Origin of the sequence: Gemmobacter sp. 24YEA27 (assembly GCF_030052995.1) — a bacterium.
GTDB lineage: Bacteria > Pseudomonadota > Alphaproteobacteria > Rhodobacterales > Rhodobacteraceae > Pseudogemmobacter.
Window position 1 is genome coordinate 3,246,503 of record NZ_JASJPW010000001.1, and the last position, 20,244, is coordinate 3,266,746.

The window sequence follows — 20,244 nt, forward strand, 5'->3', positions numbered from 1 at the left end:
CAGCCAGCGGCTAGCATGAGCCCGGTTCAGACAAAGCGGCCATGTATTATCTGTTCGAACATTTCCTGATCGTGTCTGGCGTTCTCGCGGTTGCGAGCGCCATGGTGCTGGCGTTGCAGCCCCGCCGCACGCCGCAAAGTTCGGCCGCCTGGATCCTGTTCATCATCATGCTGCCCTATGTCGCGGTGCCGGTGTTTCTGGTTCTGGGCTTTCGCAAATCGGGCCGCAGCTTTCCTGCGATCCGCTTTTCGCCACATCCCGCCCTGCCCGAGACCGAGCCGCCACCGCTTGCGCATATCTTCACCAGTCTTGGCGCGCCGCCTGCGATGGGCGGCAATCTCATCCGCCTGCACGAGACGCCAGAGGCCGCGAGCGCCGCGCTGGACGAGGTGATCCTGGGCGCGAATGCGCGGCTGGATATCCTGATCTATGTTCTGGCCCGCGATGAAAGCGGCTACCGGTTTCTCGACCTTCTCAAGCGCAAGCTGCATGAAGGGGTCAGGGTGCGGCTCTCGGTCGACTGGCTCGGCAGCCATTCCCGCCCGCGCCGCGCGCTGCGCGAATTCGTCGCCGCCGGGGGCGAGCTGCGCTATTTCTCGCCGCTCGACCATCTGACCGACACCGCCCATCTGAACCTGCGCAATCACCGCAAGATGGTGATCGCCGATTGTGCCCGAGCCTGGTCGGGAGGGCGCAATGTCGGCGATGAATACCTCGCCTCGCCGCCCGGCAAATGGGTGGATCTGAGCTTTACCGCCGAGGGGCCGGTGGTCGACAGTTTCAACGCGGTCTTCGCCTCGGATTGGGAAGTGGCGGGCGATCCCCTGTCTGATCCGGTGCCGCCCGCCGTCGCACCTCGCGGTGAGGCGCTGTTGCAGCTGGTCCCCGCCGGGCCGGACGAGCCGCAGGATGTGCTTCACGACGGGCTGGTCGCCGCGATCTACCGCGCCCGACACCGGGTCTGGATCGCGACGCCCTATTTCGTGCCGACCGATGCGCTGGCCCAGGCGCTCGCGACGGCGGCGCGCAGCGGGGTCGATGTCCGGGTGTTTCTGCCGCTGAAGTCGAACCAATGGACCACCGATCTGGCGCGCGGCCCCTATATCCGCGCGTTGCAACCAACGGGCGTCGGCTTTCACTTTTTCCGCCCCGGGATGATGCATGCGAAATGCGGGCTGATCGACGATGGCTGCTGGATCGGATCGGCGAATTTCGACGTCCGCTCGATGCTGCTGAATTTCGAACTGGCGGTGATGGCCTGGAATCCGGCCACTGTCGCGGCCATCAGCCGCTGGTTCGACCGTTTGCTGCCCGATTGCGATGACAGCCTGCCTACCCCCGGTTTCTTCCGGCGCCTGACCGAAGGCGTCTTCCGTCTCGGAGCGCCTATATTGTGACCGACACTTCCCTGCGCATCGCCAGCTACAATATCCGCAAAGCCCTTGGCACCGACCGGCGGCGCGATCCGGCCCGGGTCTTGCGGGTGATCGCCGCGCTCGGCGCTGATGTGGTCGCGCTGCAGGAGGCCGATCTGCGCCTCGGCCAGCGGCGCCCGATCTTTGACGAGGCCGAAGTGTTTCGCCGCACCGGCCTGCATCCGGTCCGTTTTGATCATGGCCGCGACAGCCTCGGCTGGCACGGGAATGCGCTGCTGGTCTCTCCCGGGTTCAGGGTGATCTCGTACAGCCATCACGATCTGCCCGGGCTGGAGCCGCGCGGCCTTGTCTCGGCTTTGCTCGAACGCGACGGCCGGCGCCTGCGGGTCACCGGTGTGCATCTGGGCCTCTTGCGCCATTCGCGGCGCCGGCAACTCTCGGCGCTGCTGGATATGCTGCCTGAAGAAGAAGACACCGCCATGCTGATCGCCGGCGATTTCAACGAACGCTCGCTGGAAGTGGGTCTCGGGCGGCTGTCGAAACGGTTCCGGATCCTCTCCGGTGGCCCGACCTATCATTCCCGCCACCCGGTCTTTGCGCTGGACCGTATCGCGATCTCGGAGGGGTTCACCATGGCCGAGGCCTCTGTCCATCGCAGCCCCGAGGCCAGCCGCGCGTCAGATCACCTGCCCCTGGTCGCAGATTTGCGCCTGTCGCATATGGCCGACGGTGGCGCAGATATCTCTCAGCTGCTGTAACCGAAGCACTTCTGATAGGCGACAAGCGCCTCTCCCGCAGCGATATCATTGATGATGTCGGCAGCATCGGGCGGCAGGACGCGGGCCTCGCCCTCCAGCCTGCGCTTGACTTCATAGCCGCGTCCAAAGCTCTCGAAGCCCGCGAAAGGGTCACCATCAAGCGGCCAGTCCAGCCAGTCACCGAGACTGCGTTGCGCGGCCGGATCCAGCATCAGCTCTTCGAACCGACACACTCTGAGCCGGTCACCATGCATTCCGGCAAGCGATACCAGCGAGAGCGTTGCCGTCTGCAAATAGGCTTCGATCCAGGCGCGCCCATGGGTGGCTTCGGTATTCTGCCGGCTCTGTTTTTCAAGCAGGCTGCGGATGACATCTCGTATATCGCGCACGAGGACGATGATCTTCTCGGGTCGGATGGTTACAATGGTTGGCTCATGAAAATCGCCGCGCACCTCTTTCACGCCCCAGGCGTCGAGACCTGCCAGATGCGGCGCCAGAAAATCGGTATAGCGTCTCACAAACCCTTCATGGTTGCGCTGTGCGGGCGGTAAAAACCAGTCGGTGTCACGGTCCTCCCAAGCGAATTCTTTCCATCTCGCCCGGATGGTCTTCGACATTACCCCATGGATGAACCAGGGCTCACTCAGCAGCCAACGCTTCGGCGGCGTTGTCAGCATATTGGACAGCGCTGTGCTCCCCGAGCGCCCCATTGCAGCAATATAGAGCTTTGCGCTGAAAAGCGGAGGATCTTCACCGCTCAGAAATCCGGTCTCTGCCATCGGTAAACTTGGCCCCTCTTTCGCCCGGCTGTGTCAACGATATGGCAAAGCCCGTGATCAGCCCTGAAAGCCTCTGTCTTACATCATCCCCGGGACAACCTGATCCGGCGGGCGGTGACCATCAGCGAAGGTCTTGATATTGATCAGAACTTTCTCACCCATCTCGATCCGCCCCTCGATGGTCGCCGATCCCATATGCGGCAACAGGACCACATTCGGCTCTTCGCGCAGGCGCGGGTTGATCTCATTGCCGCGCTCATAGACGTCAAGGCCCGCGCCCGCGATCTCGCCGGCGCGCAGCGCACGGGTCAGCGCATTCTCGTCGATCACTTCGCCGCGCGAGGCATTCACCACCACCGCCGTGGGCTTCATCAGCTTGAGGCGGCGCGCGTTCAGCAGATGAAAGGTCGAGGGCGTATGCGGGCAATTGATCGAGACAATATCCATCCGGGCGAGCATCTGGTCGAGGCTTTCCCACCAGGTCGCCTCCAGCTCGGTCTCGATCTCGGGGCGCACGCGGCGGCGGTTGTGGTAATGGACCTGGCAGCCAAAGGCGCGGGCACGCCGCGCCACGGCCTGGCCGATCCGCCCCATGCCCAAAATCCCCAGGCGCTTGCCCGCAAGTCGCGAGCCGAGAAAGGCCATCGGCGTCCAGCCCTCCCATTTGCCACTGGCCATAGAGGCGATGCCTTCCGGGATGCGCCGCGTCACCGCCATGATCAGCGCCATAACCATATCGGCAGTGTCCTCGGTCACCACGCCGGGGGTATTCGAGACAAGAATGCCGCGCGAGCGCGCCGTGGCCACGTCGATATGATCGACCCCTGCGCCATAATTCGCGATCAGTTTCAGCCGGTCCCCCGCCTGGCCGATCAGCCCTGCATCAATCTGGTCGGTGATCGTCGGCACCAGAACGTCGCAGCTCTGCATCGCAGCCAGCAATTCATCGCGGGTCATTTTCACATCCGGATCCCGCAGCCGGACGTCGAACAACTCCTTCATCCGGGTCTCGACCGGCTCTGGCAAGCGTCGCGTCACGACAACAGTCAGGCGTGGCGATGGCATGGCGTCTCCCTCAACTCTTCCATCAGGCGCGTCTTGGGTGCACAGTGGGGTCAAGAGTGGCGGACCACAAGCCCCCGTCTCTGAGGTCATAAAAAATGCGGGGTGACAGCCCGCAAGAGCAGGCAACGGATATGAGCATCGCATCTTTTAAGAACGGCCAGAAGCCGGAGCAGATGAGCCGCCAGACCAGACACCCGATGCTGGCGGCGGTCCTGTTGTCTGCCTCCCTCGTCCTGACCGGCGCGCCGAAAAGCGCGAATGCCGATGAAGCCACCGAAACCGCGATCGAAACCGCAGTGGCCGCCACCTCGTCCGCAGCGGCTTCGGGAACCGCTGGCACCGCCCCTACCGCGCGTACGGTCAAGGAATGCAAGCCCGGTATCGGCTGTGTCACCAATCTGCCCTTGCCGCGGTATGTGTCGCTCAAGGGCGATCAGGGCAATGCGCGGCGCGGCCCCGGGCTCACGCATCGCATCGACTGGGTGTTCACCCGGCCCGGGATGCCGCTGCGGGTGACCGCTGAATATGAGAACTGGCGTCGCGTTGAAGACCAGGACGGCGCCGGCGGCTGGGTGCATTATGCGCTGCTTTCAGGGGTACGCTCGGTGCTGATCACCACCGATATGGCCGAATTCCGCGACGCGCCGCGCACGGATGCACGGGTCAGCGCCCAGGCCGAAATGGGCGTGGTCGCGCGTGTCCTGCAATGCGACGCCGAGTGGTGCCGCATCTCGTCTGGCGGCGAGCGCGGCTGGGTGCAGAAGACTGCGATCTGGGGCGTCGACCCGGACGAAACCATCGAATAATCACGCTCGGACAGCGCCACCACCCTCTGGCCGGCCTGCGCCTCCGGCAGGCGTATTTTCGTCAGGTGGATGTCACATTCCACTTGATAAAAATACCCCGGAGGAGGCATCCGCCAGGATGACGGGGTCAGTGCCTCCCTTCAACGCCCCCACTTCAACGCCCCTCTGCGACGCCCTCCACAGGAGCCTGACATGCGAGAGAAAGACACCCGAACCGGGCTGAGCCTTTCCGCCGGCATCGCATCGGTGGTGGTCGCGTCGGTCCTCGTCGGGCTGAAGCTCTGGGCGGTGGTGGCGACTGGCGCGCTTTCGGTTGCCGCCTCGCTGGCCGACAGCGCGGTGGATCTGGTGATGTCGCTCGCGGCCGCCAGCGCGATCCTTTACGCGGCGCGCCCGGCGGATGAGGATCACGCCTTCGGGCACAGCTCAGCCGAAGACCTGACCGCGCTGGCCCAGGCGCTTTTGATCACCGGATCGGCCGGCTACATCGCCTGGTCTGCCCTGGACCGGCTGCTCAATGGCGGCGTGGCGGGCCTCGGCGCCGAGGGCACCGGCACTCTGGTGATGGTCGTCTCGATCCTGCTCACGCTGGTGCTGGTCTGGTGGCAGGGGCGGGTCGCAAAGCTGACCGGCAACCGCGTCGTGGCGGCTGACCGGCTGCACTATCTTGGCGATCTGATGCCCGCGGTCGGCGCGGTGATCGCCTTGCAGGCCTCGCAGCACCTTGGCATCACCGGGCTCGATTCCTGGGTCGCGCTGCTGGCCGCAGGGGTCATGCTGATCGGCGGGGTGCGCATCGGCAAATCGGCCTGGGATGCGCTGATGGACCGCCGCGCCGATCCCGAGATCATCCGGGGCATCGCCGAACTGGCCGGGAGCTGGCCCGGTGTGCGCGGTTTTCACGACCTCAAGACCCGCACCAGCGGCAGCCGGATCTTCGTCAACCTCCATATCGAGCTCGACGGCGATCAGAGCCTGCGCGAGGCCCATGACATCGGTGCCGCACTGCGCCGTGAGATCCTGCGGCGCTGGCCCGGTTCAGATGTGATCATCCACAAGGATGTCGCGGCTGCGGATGGCCCGCCCGGCACCTGAGCCTTCGCGCTGAGCTTTCTCCGCCTCTGGCGGGCCGGACTGCGATCACAGCAATCCCGAAACCGGTCACGCAACGATCTTGCCGCGCAATGCTGGCTGTGTAAAATAGGCAATTATCCGATCGTGTAATTCCCGGCGGATCCCGTTCCCTGCTGCCGTCACAGAAAGGCGCCGATGACCAGTTCCGACAGAGCGGATAAGAGAACCGCCCCGCCTGGTGACATGCGCCAGTCCGGCTCTGAACGCCGGCCCTATATTCGTGACACCGAAGAAAACCGCCGCGAAGCGCTTGTGGCAGCGGTGCAGGCTCTGGTGGCCGAGGGCGGGCGCCCGGCGGCAACGGTCAGGGCGATTGCGGCGCGGGCGGGGGTCACGCCGGGGTTGATCCGTCATTACTTCGGATCGAAAGAAGATCTGTTGCGCGCAGCCTATGTAGCGCTGATGGATGGCATGACCAACAAAGGCGAAGAGGCGCTTGCAGGCGCGGGTGCTGTGCCGGCCGAACGGCTGGCAGCCTTTATTGCCGCCTCCTTACGCCCGCCGGTGCTGGATCCGAAGGCAGTCGGGCTCTGGGCCGGTTATCTGCACCAGGTTCAGTCTGATCCGGGGCTTCTGGCGCAGCATGAGAGTTCATATCTGCAATTTCGAGACCGCCTGCAGCAGCTGATCACCGATCTTGGCCGCCCTGTCACGGATGGGCAGCTGCGCCAGGAGGCCATTGCCTGCAATGCGGTTCTTGACGGGCTCTGGCTCGAAGGTTCGGTTTTGCCCGGTCACTTCGCTGAAAGCGAGGTGATCCAGATCGGGTTGCGCTCAGTCGGTGCCATTCTGGGCGTCACGCTCGCAGTCATTACCCCCCCGCCGGCAGGCAGCTCAGACCAGGAGAGAAATGATGCGTTATTCCGCGGTATATGAACGGCTGTCCGGCCTTGGTTCGGCGAAATGGGCGGTGCATCGCCTCGCGCGCGAGATGGCGGAGGAAGGGATCCCGGTCATCGAACTTACCATCGGCGAGCCGGATTCCCCCACGCCCCCCGAACTGATCGAGGCCGCGAAATCCGCGATGCGCCCCGGGCGCTTGGGCTATTCCGATGGCAGAGGCGAGCCCGGCCTGCGCACGGCACTGGCGAAACGTTACTCGGAACGGCGCGGCCGCGAGATCGATCCCGATCAGGTGATCTGCCTTCCGGGAACCCAGACCTGTCTCTATGGCATCCTTCGCACCCTTGTCGAAAGCGGCGATGAGGTGCTGATCGGCGATCCGATGTATGCGACCTATGAAGGGCTGATCCGCCAGACCGGGGCCAGACCGGTGCCGGTGGCGCTGCGCCCCGAACATGGCTTCCGGATGCGGGCGGCGGATCTGGCGGCAAAGATCACGCCCGCGACCCGGGTGATTTTCCTCAACACGCCCCATAATCCGACCGGTGCCGTGCTGAGCCGCAAGGACATCGCGGAAATCGGTGCACTTGCGGTGAAACATGATCTCTGGATCGTCTCGGATGAGGTCTATGAGGATCTGATTTTCCCGGGCGTCACCTTCACCTCGCCGCTTGACCTGCCCGAACTGGCAGAGCGTGTCATCTGCGCCGCCTCGATCTCGAAATCGCATGCTGCCCCCGGCTTCCGGTCGGGCTGGGTGATCGGGCCGCGCGAATTCACCGCCAGGCTGCTGCCGCTTTCCGAAATCATGCTTTTCGGCAACCAGCCCTTCCTGGCTGACATGACCGAACTTGCGGTTTCGCGGCCTTCGCCGATCGCGGCTGGCATGGTCGAACGCTTCTCGCGCCGGGCGGATCTGGTGGCGAATGCACTGGAGGGTCAGGCGGGGCTGAAGGTTCACCGCCCCGAAGCCGGCATGTTCGCCCTTGTGGATATCCGCACCACCGGCCTCTCGGGCCAGGACTTCGCGCTCGGGCTCCTGCGCGAGCGCCATGTCGCGGTCATGCCCGGCGAAAGCTTTGGCGACGGGCTGGCGGGCTGGCTGCGGCTTTCGCTGACCCAGCCCGATGAAGCCATCGCCGAGGCCTGCACGCAGATCCTCGCCCATGCTCAGGCGCAGATGGCCGCTGCCTGAAGCGGCTGCCCGAACCAGCCATCTGAAAATCCTCAGCTGCGCGCCGCCCTCCGCATCAGCGGCGCCAGCACCAGGATGAACATCAGCATCACGGCGGCAAAGATAAAGGCCGCGCGCAGGCTGAACGTGCCCGCGATAATCCCAAGCGCCGGCGGCCCGACGAAATAGCCGAAATAGCCGTAAAGCGTGGCCCGCGCCACGGCCCGCGCCCGGGTGCCTTCCGCCGAATGCCGCCCGACCAGCGAAAAGGCGGTCGGCGCGATCACCGAAGACCCCACCCCCAGGATGATAAACCCGGCATAGGCTGCATTAGGCGTCCCCGCCTGTGACGCGATCAGCGCGCCGCAGGCGGCAATCAGCGCGCCGCCCATCAACAGGCGGAACGGGTCCAGCCGCGCGACGAGCCCCTGCCCCATCAGCCGCGCGACCCCCATGGTCAGCGCCAGCACCGCCGGACCAAGCGCGCCCTCCTCCGGGCTGCCGCCCAGCGTTTTTTCAATATGCAAAGCCGACCAGCCTTCGGCGGCATTCTCGGTCAGGAACGCGATCAGCACCATGCCGCCACCGATCAGCGGCACAAGGCCCAGACCCGGCCCGCCGGCCTCGGGCCGTTTCAGCCCGTGAATGGCGCCATCGCGCTCAAAGGTCAGAAGCGCAAAGACCAGCGCCAGCAGCGCCATCGTCCCCAGAACCAGATCCGGCGTCCATCCAAGCCCGCGCAATTGCCCGGTACAGATCGCCCCGCCGCCATAGCCGAAGGAATAGGCGGCATGGGCAAGGTTCATCAGGTGAACCTTGCGCGTGGTTTCCAGCTCCGCCGTGCGGGCATTCATCAGAACATCGGTCAGCCCGGTGCCAAAGCCGCAGACCATCATCGCAAGCGGGAACATCCAGGGCACAACCACCGTTCCCGGCAAGGTGAAAGCCAGTGCCATCGCCCCCGCCGAAAGCGGCAGCGCCACTTTACCAAGACGGTGCCCGATCAGCGGCGCAAGCAGCATGGCCGTCACCGCCGCCAGCGGGGTGAACAGCAAAAGCCCGCCCAGCCGTGCCTCATCGACGCCAAGCTGCGCCTTGAGATCCGGCATCACCGCCGCAAACGAGCCCCAGAGGATCCCCATCGCCGCAAAAGCAAAGACCACCGCCCGCGCGGTCACTACGGTTTTCAGAAAAGACATGCGGCGCCTCCGATCCCCGCCCTTCTGCCAGGCCTGGCCACCCCCGTCCATCCCGTAAGCGACATAGCCCATGGGGGATTTCGCTCGCGCCTTTCCTCTTGAGCGCAATACGCCCGCCGGGGGCATCCGCCGCCCGCCCCCGCAAACAGGTTTTCCCTTTTCTTCCCCCCGCTTTCCCGCTATAGGCGCGCATCCGCCACGCACCCTTGGAGGGTGGCGGTTTTATCAAATGGAGAATACCAATGGCACGCGAGATCCCTGATCTTCTGGCCGTGGTGCGGACGGGGACAGGCAAGGGGGCCGCCCGTCAAGCCCGTCGTGAGGGCAACGTACCCGGCATCATCTACGGCGACAGCAAAGAGCCGACGCCGATTTCGGTCAATTACAACTACCTGCTGAAGAACCTGCGCAAGGGTCGCTTCCTGCAGACGCTGTTCAACCTCAAGGTTGAAGGCCAGGCTGATCAGCACGTGATCTGCCGCGGCGTGCAGCGCGATGTGGTCAAAGACCTGCCGACCCATGTCGACTTCATGCGCATCCACGACAATTCGCGCATCAACCTCTTCATCCATGTTGATTTCATCAATGCGGATAAAGCACCTGGCATCAAGCGTGGCGGCACCCTGACCGTCGTGCGCGCCGAGGTTGAGCTGGAAGTTGTCGCATCCGACATCCCGGCCCAGATCACCGTGGATCTGGAAGGCAAGCAAATCGGCGATGTGATCCACATCGAAGATGTCACGCTGCCCAAAGGCGTGAAGCCGACCATCGGCCGCAACTTCGTGATCGCGAATATCGCGGCGCCGTCGGGCCTTGCAGCTTCCGCTGACGAAGAAGAGTGATCCTTTCGGATCGCAGAATATGAAACGGGGGGCTTTTTGCCCCCCGTTTTCGTTTTACGAGAATTGCGGCGCGGCTTTGCGGCTCAGGTGCCGATGAACTGTATGGATTCGAAGACTTCCAGTTTCGGATGTTCCAGGATCACCCCTTTATGCCCGCCGGCCCCTCCATGGGCCGCGCGAAACGCCTCTGATTTCGTCCAGTCGCGAAACGCTGCCTCGCTCTCCCACATCGTATGTGAGGCATAGAGGCGGACACCGTCGGCCTCGGCCCCTTTCATCAGGTGAAAGCTGACAAAGCCCGGCACCTGCGGCAGCTGGCTTTCGCGGTTTTTCCAGATCGCCTCGAATGTGGCCTCCTCGCCCGCCTTCACTTTGAAACGGTTCATGGTGAGATACATGGCTCTTCTCCCTGTCTGTTCAATTACGGCGCGCTGTCAGGCGCTGCCGATCCGGCGAAACACCACCGTTGCCCCGCGCGAGCCGTCCGGTTCATAGACGAAGCCCTGGCGCAACAGCGCGTCAAAGATCCGCCCGGTGCCCTCTGGCCCATAGCTGCCCGGATGGATTTCCGTCACGATCAGCCGCAGCGAGGCCGGCAGTTCGACCGCCAGCACCTCAAGCTCTGCCCCTTCGATATCACAGCTCAGCACCGTCGGCGCGAGATCCGCCAGAAGCGGCCCGGCGGCATGCGCCGGCACGGTCAGAACCTCGGTGCCGCGCAGCCAGGCCTCGCCCTTTTTCAGCCCTGATGACCAGAAGTTCCCCCTGAGGCCGAATTCGACCACATTGCCCGGCCGGGATGTGCCGACCACCGCGCCATGGATCAGCCGGGCGACTGGAAAACCGTTCTGATCCAGCGTGTTGCGCGCCAGCGCAATCGTCGTTTCTCCGGCCTCGACGCCGGTGACATGTTCCGCCCCGACCACCCCGGCAGCAAGCGCGCAAAGAAACCCTATCCCGGCGCCGAAATCCACGAACCGGTCCCCGGGGCGCAAATGTTTCAACAGCGCGGCGGCTTCGGTATTCTCATAGCGGCCGGCTTCCAGCGCGTCCGCAAGGCGCCCCGAGAAAGTCCCCTCGGGCAGGGAAAGCCTGATCCCACGAATGGTGAAATGGGCGAGACCGGCCATATTGCCTCGTAGAGGATGGATCGTGTCAGGTTGAGCGAGGCCCGTTCGGGCGCTATAGGCGAGGCTAAGCGCAATGACGGCCAAGGTCCAGCGCCTCCCGGGCGGGTCCGGGCGATGCGGCGGACAGCTATGGAGACGCGAATGAAACTCTTTGTCGGCCTTGGAAATCCGGGCGCGAAATACGCCGGCAACCGCCATAATATTGGTTTCATGGCGCTGGAACGGATCGCCGCGGATCACGGCTTTACGCCCTGGCGCAAGGCGTTTCAGGGCGAGGTGTCAGAGGGCCGTCTGGGGCGCGAGAAGGTCATCTTGCTGAAACCCGCGACCTTCATGAACCTCTCGGGCCAGTCGGTGCGGGCGGCGGTGGATTTCTACAGGATCGACCTCGCCGATATCACAGTTTTCCATGACGAGCTGGATCTGGCGCCGGGGAAGCTGCGGGTCAAACAGGGCGGCGGCCATGCCGGACATAACGGGCTCAGGTCGATCCATGCGCATCTGGGTGAGGCCTATGGCCGGGTGCGGCTTGGGATCGGGCATCCCGGTCATAAGGATGCGGTCGCGCATTATGTGCTGAGTGACTTCAGCAAGGCGGACCAGGGCTGGCTGGATGATCTTTTGCGTGGCATTTCAGATGGCGCGGTGGCGCTGGCAGAGGGCGACGGACAAAAGTTCATGAATGCGGTCAGCCTGCGTACCGCGCCGCCGCGCTCATCTGGCGGAACGGCTTCCGCTGGCCCGGCGGCGGGACCCCCGGGCCGCAAGCTGCCACCTGAGCCGAAACCTGCGCCAAAGCCCGAACCGGAGCCAGATGCGCGCAGCGCCATGCAAAAGCTGATGGATCGCTTTCGCTGAACCCTATGAAATCATAGACCAACGGCCTGCTTTGCCTTATCCCGGAGCAAGGGAAAAGGGAAAGATATCATGACATTCAGCCAGATCATCGTCTCGCAATTCGTGGATCCGTTCCGCATCATCCTGCTGATCGGCCTCGTCTGGACCATGATGCGGACCCGCGCAGCCAGCGGCACGCTGATCCCGCTCGGCGCCGGGATCGTCTTTGTCGCGGTGCTGATCCCGATGACCCTGACGGCTGCAAGCGAGATCCCGGTCCGGGATCAGATCCTCGCGGGCCTCGTGACGAATACGGTGATCACCGGCATCGTCCTTGGGGTCTGGGAAGCGGTGAACCGGGCACGGCGGCGCTGAGCCTCTCCGGACAGCAAAAGGAAAACGGGCCGGGGAAATCCCCGGCCCGTTTCTTTTGTCGCCTGCGTCAGATTACTGGTTCTGATCCGCGAAGATGTCTTTCTTATGCGTGCCGCCCGGGACAAACAGCGCCCCGATCACCACCGTCATCAGCGCAATGACGATTGCGTACCACAGACCCGCATAGATGTTGCCGGACTGCGCCGAGATCGCGAAAGCGGTCGCCGGCAGCAGGCCCCCGAACCAGCCATTGCCGATATGGTAGGGCAAGGACAGGCCGGAGTAACGGATCCGGGTCGGGTAAAGCTCGACCAGCATCGCGGCAATCGGACCATAAACCATCGTCACAAGGATGATCAGATAGGTCAGGGTCAAGACGATGGTGATCTTCTGGCCGGTGAAGATGTCGAAGAAGTTTTGCGCCACAGCCACCGATTCATTCGCCTGGCCTGCAACCGGATAGCCGGCGGCGCTCATGGCGTCGTTCAGCTCTTTGTCGAAACGGGCCTTCTGTTCCGCCGCATCCGCTGCCGAGCCAGAATAGCCCTGGATCTCGGTCTCGCCGATTTTCACCGATGCGATGGTGCCCGCAGGCGCATCGACCGTCTCTGAATTCGCCGAACGCGCGGTCAGACCGGCTTTCAGGATGTCGCAGCTGTTGGTGAACTTCGCGGTGCCGACCGGGTTGAACTGGAACGAGCAGTCAGCCGGGTCTGCGGTCACGGTGATCTGGGTAAGATGCGCATTATAGAGCATCGGGTTCGCGGTCTTGGTCAGGAACCCAAAGACCGGGAAATAGGTGATCGCCGCGATCAGGCAGCCACCGAGAATGATCGGCTTACGGCCGATGCGGTCCGAGAGGCGACCAAAGAAGATGAAGCCATAGGTGCCGAGGATCAGCGACCAGGCCACAAAGACATTGGCCGAAAAGCTGTCGACCTTGATGACGTTCTGCACATAGAACAGCGCGTAGAACTGACCCGAATACCAGACCACAGCCTGTCCCGCGGTCAGACCGAACAGCGCAATCAGGGCGATCTTGCCGTTTTTCCAGTTGCCAAAGGCTTCGCGCAGCGGTGCTTTCGAGGCGGCTCCCTCTTCCTTCATCTTCTTGAAGGCAGGGGATTCGTTCATCGTCAGACGGATATAGAGCGACACCAGCAGAAGCGCGAGCGAGCCGATGAACGGAATCCGCCAGCCCCAGGCGTTGAAGGCCTTCATCATCTGCGGTGTGCCGTCAGCCAGCAGAACCGGCTGGCTTGCCGCGTCCAGCACCGGCTGGTCGGGAAGTTGCCGTTCACATAGCCCTGCACCATCAGAATGACGATCAGCGACAGCAAGAGACCCAGCGTCGCCGTGGTCTGGATGAAGGCGGTGAAATAGCCGCGCTGGTTTTGCGGCGCATGTTCCGCCACATAGACCGCCGCGCCGCCATATTCACCCCCGAGCGCCAGGCCCTGAAGCATACGCAGGATGATCAGGATGATCGGCGCCGCCACACCCCAGGAGTGGTAGCTGGGCAGGATACCGACGATGAAGGTCGAGAAGCCCATGATCAGGATGGTCATCAGGAAGGTGTATTTCCGCCCGACAATATCGCCGAGCATCCCGAAGACCAGAGCGCCGAACGGGCGCACGATGAAGCCCGCCGCAAAAGCCAGCAGCGCGAAAACGTTGCGCGTGGCTTCGGGGAATGGCGTGAAAAATTGCGCACCGATGATCGCGGCCAGCGATCCGTAGAGGTAGAAATCATACCATTCAAAGATCGTGCCCGCAGAAGAGGCGAGAATGACCTTCTTCTCTTCCCGGGTCATGGGGCGTGAGCGGTCGCGCACGTCCGGTGTTGATGCTGCCATCTGGCTTCCTCCATGTCTGCCGCCCGTTCCGGGTCGGCCTCTCCCTGTTTCCCCCGCCCCCGCGCCGGAAATGGCGCAAAGACAGACCGGCGCCCGAAAGCGTCATGCGCCCGGACGGTCACCGGCAGATCACCCCGTTACCCGGGGCCCCTGCCAGCCGGCCCCTGGCGGGTCCGGCGGTTTTTGCTGGTGAGCGGCAGCCGGGCTTTCGCGCCCTGATCCTCTGCCGTCCACTCCCTTATCCGGTCACCGGGGGCCCTCCTCCGCCCGGAAACCGGTATTTCAGACCGCAACCCGGCCGGTGATCCGGCCCAGCGAAGCGGTCACCTCGGCGATGGGTTGCATCGCGTCGATCTTTTCCAGCACGCCCTTCGCCTCGTAAAAGGCGATCAGCGGGGCGGTCTGGGCGTGATAGGCCTTCAGCCTTTCGCGCACGGTGATGGCATTGTCATCGGCGCGGCGCTTCATCTCTGTGCCGCCGCATTTGTCGCAACTCCCGGCATGCGCGGGCCTGCGAAACCGGTCATGATAGCCCTCGCCGCAGGTTCCGCAGCTGTAGCGGCCCGAAACCCTCTCCACCATTGCCTCGTCATCGACCTCAAGACTCACCGCCGCCGTGATCCGCCGGTCCTGCGCCGCGAGCAGCTGGTCCAGTGCCGCCGCCTGGGCCTGGGTGCGCGGAAAGCCGTCCAGGATGATCCCCTTGCCGCAATCGGGCTGCGCCATACGGTCCTGCAGGATCGCCAGCACGATCTCATCCGACACCAGCGCGCCGGCCTCCATCACCGCTTTCGCGGCAAGACCTGCGGGCGTGCCGGCGCTTACCGCGGCGCGCAGCATATCGCCGGTCGAGAGCTGGACGAGGCCATGCTCTTCCTCCAGCATCCTGGCCTGGGTGCCTTTGCCTGCACCGGGCGGGCCGAGGAGGATCAGAACCGGGGTCTCGCGGGTCATCCCTTGTTCATCCTGTTCTCGATGAGGTCCTCGACGACGGTCGGGTCTGCGAGGGTTGAGGTATCGCCCAGGGCGGCAAAATCGTTTTCGGCGATTTTGCGCAGGATGCGGCGCATAATCTTGCCGGAACGGGTCTTGGGCAGGCCCGGGGCGAACTGGATCAGGTCGGGCTTGGCGATCGGGCCGATCTCGGCGCGGACCCAGGCCTCCAGCTCGCGCTTAAGCTCGGGCGAGGGGGTGACGCCGTTCATCAGCGTGACATAGGCGTAGATGCCCTGGCCCTTGAGGTCATGCGGATAGCCGACAACTGCCGCTTCGGCGACCTTCTCATGCGCGACAAGGGCGGATTCCACCTCTGCCGTGCCCATCCGGTGGCCGGAGACGTTAATGACATCATCGACGCGGCCGGTAATCCAGTAATAGCCATCCGCATCGCGACGGCAGCCGTCGCCCGTAAAATAATACCCTTTATACTGGCTGAAATAAGCCTCTTCAAATCGCGCATGATCGCCCCAGAGCGTGCGCATCTGCCCGGGCCAGCTGTCGCTGATGCACAGCACGCCCTCGCATTCGGTCTCGCTCAGCTCTGCCCCGGTCTGCGGGTCGAGAACCACCGGCTTCACCCCGAAGAACGGCACCGTCGCCGAGCCCGGCTTCGTCGCGGTGGCGCCCGGCAAAGGCGTCAGCATATGGCCGCCGGTCTCGGTCTGCCAGAAGGTGTCGACGATCGGCAGTTTCCCTTTTCCAACATATTTGTCGTACCAGGCCCATGCTTCGGGGTTGATAGGTTCACCAACCGAACCAAGCAGCTTCAAGGACGACAGATCATGCTTCTCGACAAATTCCGGCCCCATCCCCATCAGCGACCGGATCGCGGTCGGCGCGGTGTAGAACTGGTTGACCTTGTGTTTGGCGCAGACCTCCCAGAAACGGCCGGCATCGGGCCAGGTCGGCACGCCCTCGAACATCAGCGTGGTGCCGCCATTCGCCAGCGGCCCATAGACGATATAGCTGTGGCCGGTGACCCAGCCGACATCGGCCGTGCACCAGTAAACATCGCCGTCATGATAATCGAAGGTATATTGATGCGTCATCGCGGCATAGGTCAGGTAGCCGCCCGATGTATGCACCACCCCTTTCGGCTTACCGGTCGAGCCGGACGTATAGAGGATGAACAAAGGATCCTCGGCCCCGACCTCGACATAGGGGCAATAGGGCTTCGCCTCAGCCATTTCCGCCAGCAGATCGAAATCGCGGCCCGAGACCCAGGAGGTCTGCTCGCCCGTGCGTTTCACCACCAGGCATTTCACCCGGTCCGAACAATGCAAAAGCGCCTTATCGGTATTGTCCTTGAGCCCGGTCTTCTTGCCGGCGCGCGGTGCCCAGTCGGCGGTGATGACGATTCTCGCCTCGGAATCATTGATCCGGTTCGCCAGCGCATCCGGAGAAAATCCCCCGAAAACAACGGAATGCACCGCGCCCAGCCGGGCGCAGGCCAGCATCGCATAGGCGGCCTCGGGGATCATCGGCAGATAAAGCACGACGCGGTCGCCCTTTTTCACACCATGCGATTTCAACACATTGGCCATGCGCGAAACCTGCTCCAGCAGCGCGCGATAGGTGATGTGTTTCGCCGGTTCTTTCGGATCATCCGGCTCCCAGATGATCGCGGTCTGCTCCGCCCGGTCGATCAGATGGCGGTCGATGCAATTCGCCGCCACATTCAGCGAGCCGTCGCCAAACCAGCGGATCGAGATATTCCCCGGCGCGAAACTGGTCTCTTTGACCGTGCTATAGGGCTGGATCCAGTCCAGACGAAGCCCCTCACGCCCCCAGAACGCATCAGGAGACCCAACCGATTCGCCATAAAGACGCGCATAGCCCGCCGCATCAACATGCGCGCCCGCCGAAAATTCCAATGATGGCGCGCGGCCCCCGCGCGGATCGGGCTGGTCTTTCATGGAATCCTCTCCCCTGGTCTTCTGGCAATCACGGCTGCAACCCTCTGCAACCGTCTGCATCACCCCATCACGGGCCCCGCCCGGTTCAGGGCGACCCTCTCCCGATCCCAGTTTACCGCGAGGTGAATTTTTACGTAACCCCTGTTATCACAATCATTTTTCTGTAAATTTTTTCACCATTTACGTGTCAATATTGTAAATATAAACAGGCTTTGCCACAAGTTTGACATTTTCTTTCAACACCCTGGCCCTTCACAGCTTCGCGAGCGGGCGTGAAAAAGCGGTATTCTCCGACTGAAGAACAGCGAAACAACCCGTCGCCCGGAAAGATCCTTTCCGGATTCAACATTGATCACGCAAGAAAATGATTCGCACATCTGGCCGGCCATTCACCCGCCACTGCGCCCCGCCGCGCATGACAAAAGGGCGGCCCGAAAGCCGCCCTTATCCTGGCAACGCTGCCCGCGCTCAGGTCGGCAGATCCATCCGCATCGTCACCACGGCACGGCCCTTCACCGCCTCGCCCCATCGCAGTTGCACCTGATTGCCCCCCGCCCCCTGCCCCGGCAGAGCGACAGGCGAAATATAGCGCTGCACATTCGCCGCATTGGTCACGGCAGTTTCTGGCTGCGCCGCCTCGACCATACGGATCCGGCCGCCAAAGGGGATAAAGGCCGAGGCATCCACCGTCCAGGTATCGGCATTGGTGTTCTGCACATGCTGCACCACCACCGGGTTCGAGATCGACTGCGCCACCTGATTATAGGTATTGGCCGAGACCCGCACATCGCGCGAACGGGTAAAATCCAGCGTGGAATGGGTGGTATCGAGCCGGTCCACCCGGTCAATCGTGGCATTGAATACCCGGAACGTGTTGTTTTCCATGCAGAACCCGTTCAGGAAATGCCCCGGCCCATAGGGTTTGACCACCACCCAGCGAAAGGCGGAAGATACGTCCGAGGCAATGAAGATATTGCCGACGATGTTCAGCCCGCCAAACGAGAATTCATTGTTGAATTCAGGGGCCGCATCATGCTCGTTGCCCCATTCGATAAAGCAGTTGTCGATGTAATTGCCGGTCACCACGGTCGCCACATTGGTCTGGGTAAAGACGATCCCGGCCAGCCGAACCCCCGCCGCCATGTCATCCCCCTGAAAGAAATGGTTCGACTGGATCATATGCGACGTGCCGTTCATCACCGCGAAATGGCGGAAACGGACGACGCGGTTGTTCCTCAGCTTGACGTCATTGGCGTTGACGTTCATCGCAATGGTGCTGCGGTTTTGCGCCGGCAGCGATTGCTCGTCTGACAGGAACTGGCAGTAATCGACATGCATCCCCTGGCAACCGGTACCGGACGAGGAAATGCCGCGATCCTTCGGGCGGTTGAAAGTACAATTCTCAAACCGGTTGACCGAACCTGCAGCGGGCATCATCACGCCCGAAGCAATCCCGAGGCAGTTAAATTCGACATCATGGATCTCGAAGCGGTTCAGCAAAGAAAACCCACCGAAATCAAGCATATACTTGAATCTCCGGAAGGTGTAGGTGCGGGTCCCGGCAGCAGCGAACAGCGGTTCAGACAGCTCGATCCAGCCCGCGCCCACGTTTTTCGAGCGCACATAGACCTCACGCCCGACGCCCGCCCCCTCGACCAGCGCGCCGATCGGGATATTGGCGACATTGGTCACCGAGGTCAGCCGGGTGTGGTGCGTCGAAGGCGTATAGGTGCCAACCGAGGTGAAACTCTCGGTATTCCAGGCGGTGGAGCTTACCGCATTCAGCGAGCCGTTCCTGAGCACCCTGCGATTGGCAAAGCTGGTCTGGCCTGACAAGGCCGAGACATCGACCGGCGCGGCGAGATCGACCCGGCGCCCGGACAGGTCAAAGGTGACATGGTCATTGAAGTAGAACAGCGCCTGCAACGCGCGCCGGAACCCTTCAGTATCGTCACCGAAGGCACGCGAATAGCTCTCCAGATCGAAATTCCGGGTCAACACCAGCCGGTTCGCCGCAGGCACACTCACCGTACCGACAAAGCGGATCGGAGAGCTGACCGTCAGATTGCCCTGGATCGGGTAGACCCCTGTGGGCACCAGAATAGTGCGGCCGCCCGCCGCCGCATCGGCGCGCTGAAACGCCGCCATGTCATTGGCAACGCCATCGCCCAGCGCGCCGTGATCCCTCACATCGACGACATCTGTCAGATCACGCAGCCAGAACGATGTGACATCCTCGATCACGATATCGTCGATCCGCACCGTGCCGCCATTCGGGCCGGTCAGATCGAGGCCGAAATGCGCAAAGACCGGCAGATGCCCCCAGACAAGATCCACCCCGGGCCGGTTCCCCGCGCCGATGATCGCCTGGACCGTGACCACCTCGCCATAAGAAGACAGACCGACCGCCGTGGCGGTCTGAGCCACCGATGCTGCATTCGTCCCCGCAGCAGTCCCGGCCCAGGCCGCGATCCGGACGGCCGGCAGGTTCCCCGAGACCGCCTTGATCCGCACCGTCACCCGCAAATACATATCCGGGCGCAGGGGGTCTGCGCAAAGGCCCGGATCCGCTGCGTGGCCGTGGTCTTCATCACTTCGAAACAGCCGCCGAAATCCTGGTCATTGCCAACCAGGGCCGCGCCCGCCACCCCGGTATAAGACGCATCCCCCGGCCGCCCGTTCGCTGATGACCAGTTCGCCAGCCCCGCAGCAAATGGCTCCGGCATCAAAGCCAGCCCCTCGGTAATCGCCTTGTTCATTGTCGCACCCCCGCCTGGATCATCACCTGCGCCGGACCAGTCCCGCGCCAGACCCCGAAGGAGTTACAAAAAAGCGTTAACCCGGGCTCATACTCCGCGCGCCGCGCCACCAGCCGGCGCAACAATAAAGAGGCCAAAGCCCCCCCTCTTCCTCCTGACCTGGCAGCTTCTGAGTTAGCCCCGCCCGGCGCTCGTCCTTTTTCTCAGATGCGGGATCTGTTTGTTCATCTGTTCTGGCTGAGGGCCCTGGTCGGTTACTGGCGTCTTTTTCTGAAAATGCCCGGGATCAGCTTTGGCAGTCTGGTGGGATTTCTGGCTGGCAGCGCCAGGATGACGCGGGCTCGTGCGCGCTCACTGTCGCGACAGGCATGGTAGGCTGTTCATAAGCGTGACGTC

The 20,244-nt window shown here is 63.1% G+C and carries 20 protein-coding genes; 9 read left to right on the forward strand and 11 right to left on the reverse strand.

Annotated features, from left to right (window positions below; all coding sequences use genetic code 11):
* Window positions 1-41 precede the first annotated feature (41 nt).
* Both QNO18_RS16130 and QNO18_RS16135 read left to right on the forward strand, forming a co-directional pair.
* Window positions 42-1,397 (forward strand): phospholipase D-like domain-containing protein, encoded by a 1,356-nt coding sequence (locus QNO18_RS16130; protein ID WP_283178502.1) that lies wholly within the window; start codon window positions 42-44, stop codon window positions 1,395-1,397.
* On the forward strand, window positions 1,394-2,134 hold the full coding sequence (locus tag QNO18_RS16135; RefSeq protein WP_283178503.1) for an endonuclease/exonuclease/phosphatase family protein: 741 nt from the start codon (window positions 1,394-1,396) through the stop codon (window positions 2,132-2,134). Before QNO18_RS16130 ends, QNO18_RS16135 begins: the two co-directional genes overlap by 4 nt.
* On the opposite strand, the gene QNO18_RS16140 is transcribed toward QNO18_RS16135, so the two are convergent.
* Both QNO18_RS16140 and QNO18_RS16145 read right to left on the reverse strand, forming a co-directional pair.
* Window positions 2,122-2,913, reverse strand: coding sequence for a sulfotransferase (locus tag QNO18_RS16140; protein WP_283178504.1), 792 nt, complete (start codon window positions 2,911-2,913; stop codon window positions 2,122-2,124). The genes QNO18_RS16135 and QNO18_RS16140 overlap by 13 nt on opposite strands.
* A gap of 78 nt (window positions 2,914-2,991) precedes the next feature.
* On the reverse strand, window positions 2,992-3,978 hold the full coding sequence (locus QNO18_RS16145; RefSeq protein WP_283178505.1) for a D-glycerate dehydrogenase: 987 nt from the start codon (window positions 3,976-3,978) through the stop codon (window positions 2,992-2,994).
* A 131-nt stretch (window positions 3,979-4,109) separates the two neighbouring features.
* On the opposite strand from QNO18_RS16145, the gene QNO18_RS16150 reads away from it, so the two are divergent.
* The 4 genes from QNO18_RS16150 to QNO18_RS16165 all read left to right on the forward strand — a co-directional run bounded on the left by QNO18_RS16150 (window position 4,110) and on the right by QNO18_RS16165 (window position 7,956).
* Window positions 4,110-4,784, forward strand: coding sequence for an SH3 domain-containing protein (locus QNO18_RS16150; RefSeq protein WP_283178506.1), 675 nt, complete (start codon window positions 4,110-4,112; stop codon window positions 4,782-4,784).
* Between the two features lie 192 nt (window positions 4,785-4,976).
* A complete protein-coding gene (locus QNO18_RS16155; protein ID WP_283178507.1) occupies window positions 4,977-5,879 on the forward strand; it encodes a cation diffusion facilitator family transporter in 903 nt (300 codons plus the stop codon).
* A gap of 174 nt (window positions 5,880-6,053) precedes the next feature.
* Complete coding sequence (locus QNO18_RS16160; RefSeq protein WP_283178508.1) at window positions 6,054-6,794, forward strand: TetR family transcriptional regulator C-terminal domain-containing protein; 741 nt, start codon at window positions 6,054-6,056, stop codon at window positions 6,792-6,794.
* The gene (locus tag QNO18_RS16165; protein ID WP_283178509.1) at window positions 6,772-7,956 is read left to right on the forward strand and encodes a pyridoxal phosphate-dependent aminotransferase; all 1,185 of its coding nucleotides are present in this window, start codon (window positions 6,772-6,774) and stop codon (window positions 7,954-7,956) included. The genes QNO18_RS16160 and QNO18_RS16165 overlap by 23 nt, the downstream gene beginning before the upstream one ends.
* A gap of 32 nt (window positions 7,957-7,988) precedes the next feature.
* On the opposite strand, the gene QNO18_RS16170 is transcribed toward QNO18_RS16165, so the two are convergent.
* Complete coding sequence (locus QNO18_RS16170) at window positions 7,989-9,134, reverse strand: MFS transporter (protein WP_283178510.1); 1,146 nt, start codon at window positions 9,132-9,134, stop codon at window positions 7,989-7,991.
* Between the two features lie 242 nt (window positions 9,135-9,376).
* Here QNO18_RS16170 and QNO18_RS16175 point away from each other — a divergent pair, with 242 nt between their 5' ends.
* A complete protein-coding gene (locus QNO18_RS16175; protein ID WP_283178511.1) occupies window positions 9,377-9,976 on the forward strand; it encodes a 50S ribosomal protein L25/general stress protein Ctc in 600 nt (199 codons plus the stop codon).
* A gap of 83 nt (window positions 9,977-10,059) precedes the next feature.
* On the opposite strand, the gene QNO18_RS16180 is transcribed toward QNO18_RS16175, so the two are convergent.
* Window positions 10,060-10,374 carry an antibiotic biosynthesis monooxygenase gene (locus tag QNO18_RS16180; protein WP_283178512.1) on the reverse strand — a complete coding sequence of 105 codons (315 nt, stop codon included), beginning with the start codon at window positions 10,372-10,374 and terminating at the stop codon, window positions 10,060-10,062.
* 36 nt (window positions 10,375-10,410) lie between these two features.
* Window positions 10,411-11,190, reverse strand: coding sequence for a methyltransferase (locus QNO18_RS16185; RefSeq protein ID WP_283178513.1), 780 nt, complete (start codon window positions 11,188-11,190; stop codon window positions 10,411-10,413).
* A gap of 57 nt (window positions 11,191-11,247) precedes the next feature.
* Here QNO18_RS16185 and pth point away from each other — a divergent pair, with 57 nt between their 5' ends.
* Window positions 11,248-11,964 carry an aminoacyl-tRNA hydrolase gene (pth, locus tag QNO18_RS16190; protein WP_283178514.1) on the forward strand — a complete coding sequence of 239 codons (717 nt, stop codon included), beginning with the start codon at window positions 11,248-11,250 and terminating at the stop codon, window positions 11,962-11,964.
* Between the two features lie 69 nt (window positions 11,965-12,033).
* Window positions 12,034-12,318, forward strand: coding sequence for a hypothetical protein (locus tag QNO18_RS16195; RefSeq protein ID WP_283178515.1), 285 nt, complete (start codon window positions 12,034-12,036; stop codon window positions 12,316-12,318).
* Window positions 12,319-12,390: 72 nt separating this feature from the next.
* Here the strand turns inward: QNO18_RS16195 and QNO18_RS16200 are convergent, their stop codons facing one another.
* The 6 genes from QNO18_RS16200 to QNO18_RS25700 form a co-directional block, all read right to left on the reverse strand.
* Window positions 12,391-13,593: an MFS transporter gene (locus QNO18_RS16200; protein WP_283178516.1), complete on the reverse strand. Its 1,203-nt coding sequence runs from the start codon at window positions 13,591-13,593 to the stop codon at window positions 12,391-12,393.
* Entirely contained in the window at window positions 13,539-14,174 is a 636-nt protein-coding gene (locus QNO18_RS16205) for an MFS transporter (protein ID WP_283178517.1), read from the reverse strand. Before QNO18_RS16205 ends, QNO18_RS16200 begins: the two co-directional genes overlap by 55 nt.
* 282 nt (window positions 14,175-14,456) lie before the next feature.
* Complete coding sequence (locus QNO18_RS16210) at window positions 14,457-15,128, reverse strand: adenylate kinase (protein ID WP_283178518.1); 672 nt, start codon at window positions 15,126-15,128, stop codon at window positions 14,457-14,459.
* Complete coding sequence (acs, locus tag QNO18_RS16215) at window positions 15,125-17,089, reverse strand: acetate--CoA ligase (RefSeq protein WP_283178519.1); 1,965 nt, start codon at window positions 17,087-17,089, stop codon at window positions 15,125-15,127. Before acs ends, QNO18_RS16210 begins: the two co-directional genes overlap by 4 nt.
* 468 nt (window positions 17,090-17,557) lie before the next feature.
* Window positions 17,558-19,609 carry a glycosyl hydrolase family 28-related protein gene (locus tag QNO18_RS16220; RefSeq protein WP_349293887.1) on the reverse strand — a complete coding sequence of 684 codons (2,052 nt, stop codon included), beginning with the start codon at window positions 19,607-19,609 and terminating at the stop codon, window positions 17,558-17,560.
* Window positions 19,606-19,848, reverse strand: a complete 243-nt coding sequence (locus QNO18_RS25700) for a hypothetical protein (protein ID WP_349293869.1) — start codon at window positions 19,846-19,848, stop codon at window positions 19,606-19,608. The genes QNO18_RS16220 and QNO18_RS25700 overlap by 4 nt, the downstream gene beginning before the upstream one ends.
* Window positions 19,849-20,244: the final 396 nt, after the last annotated feature.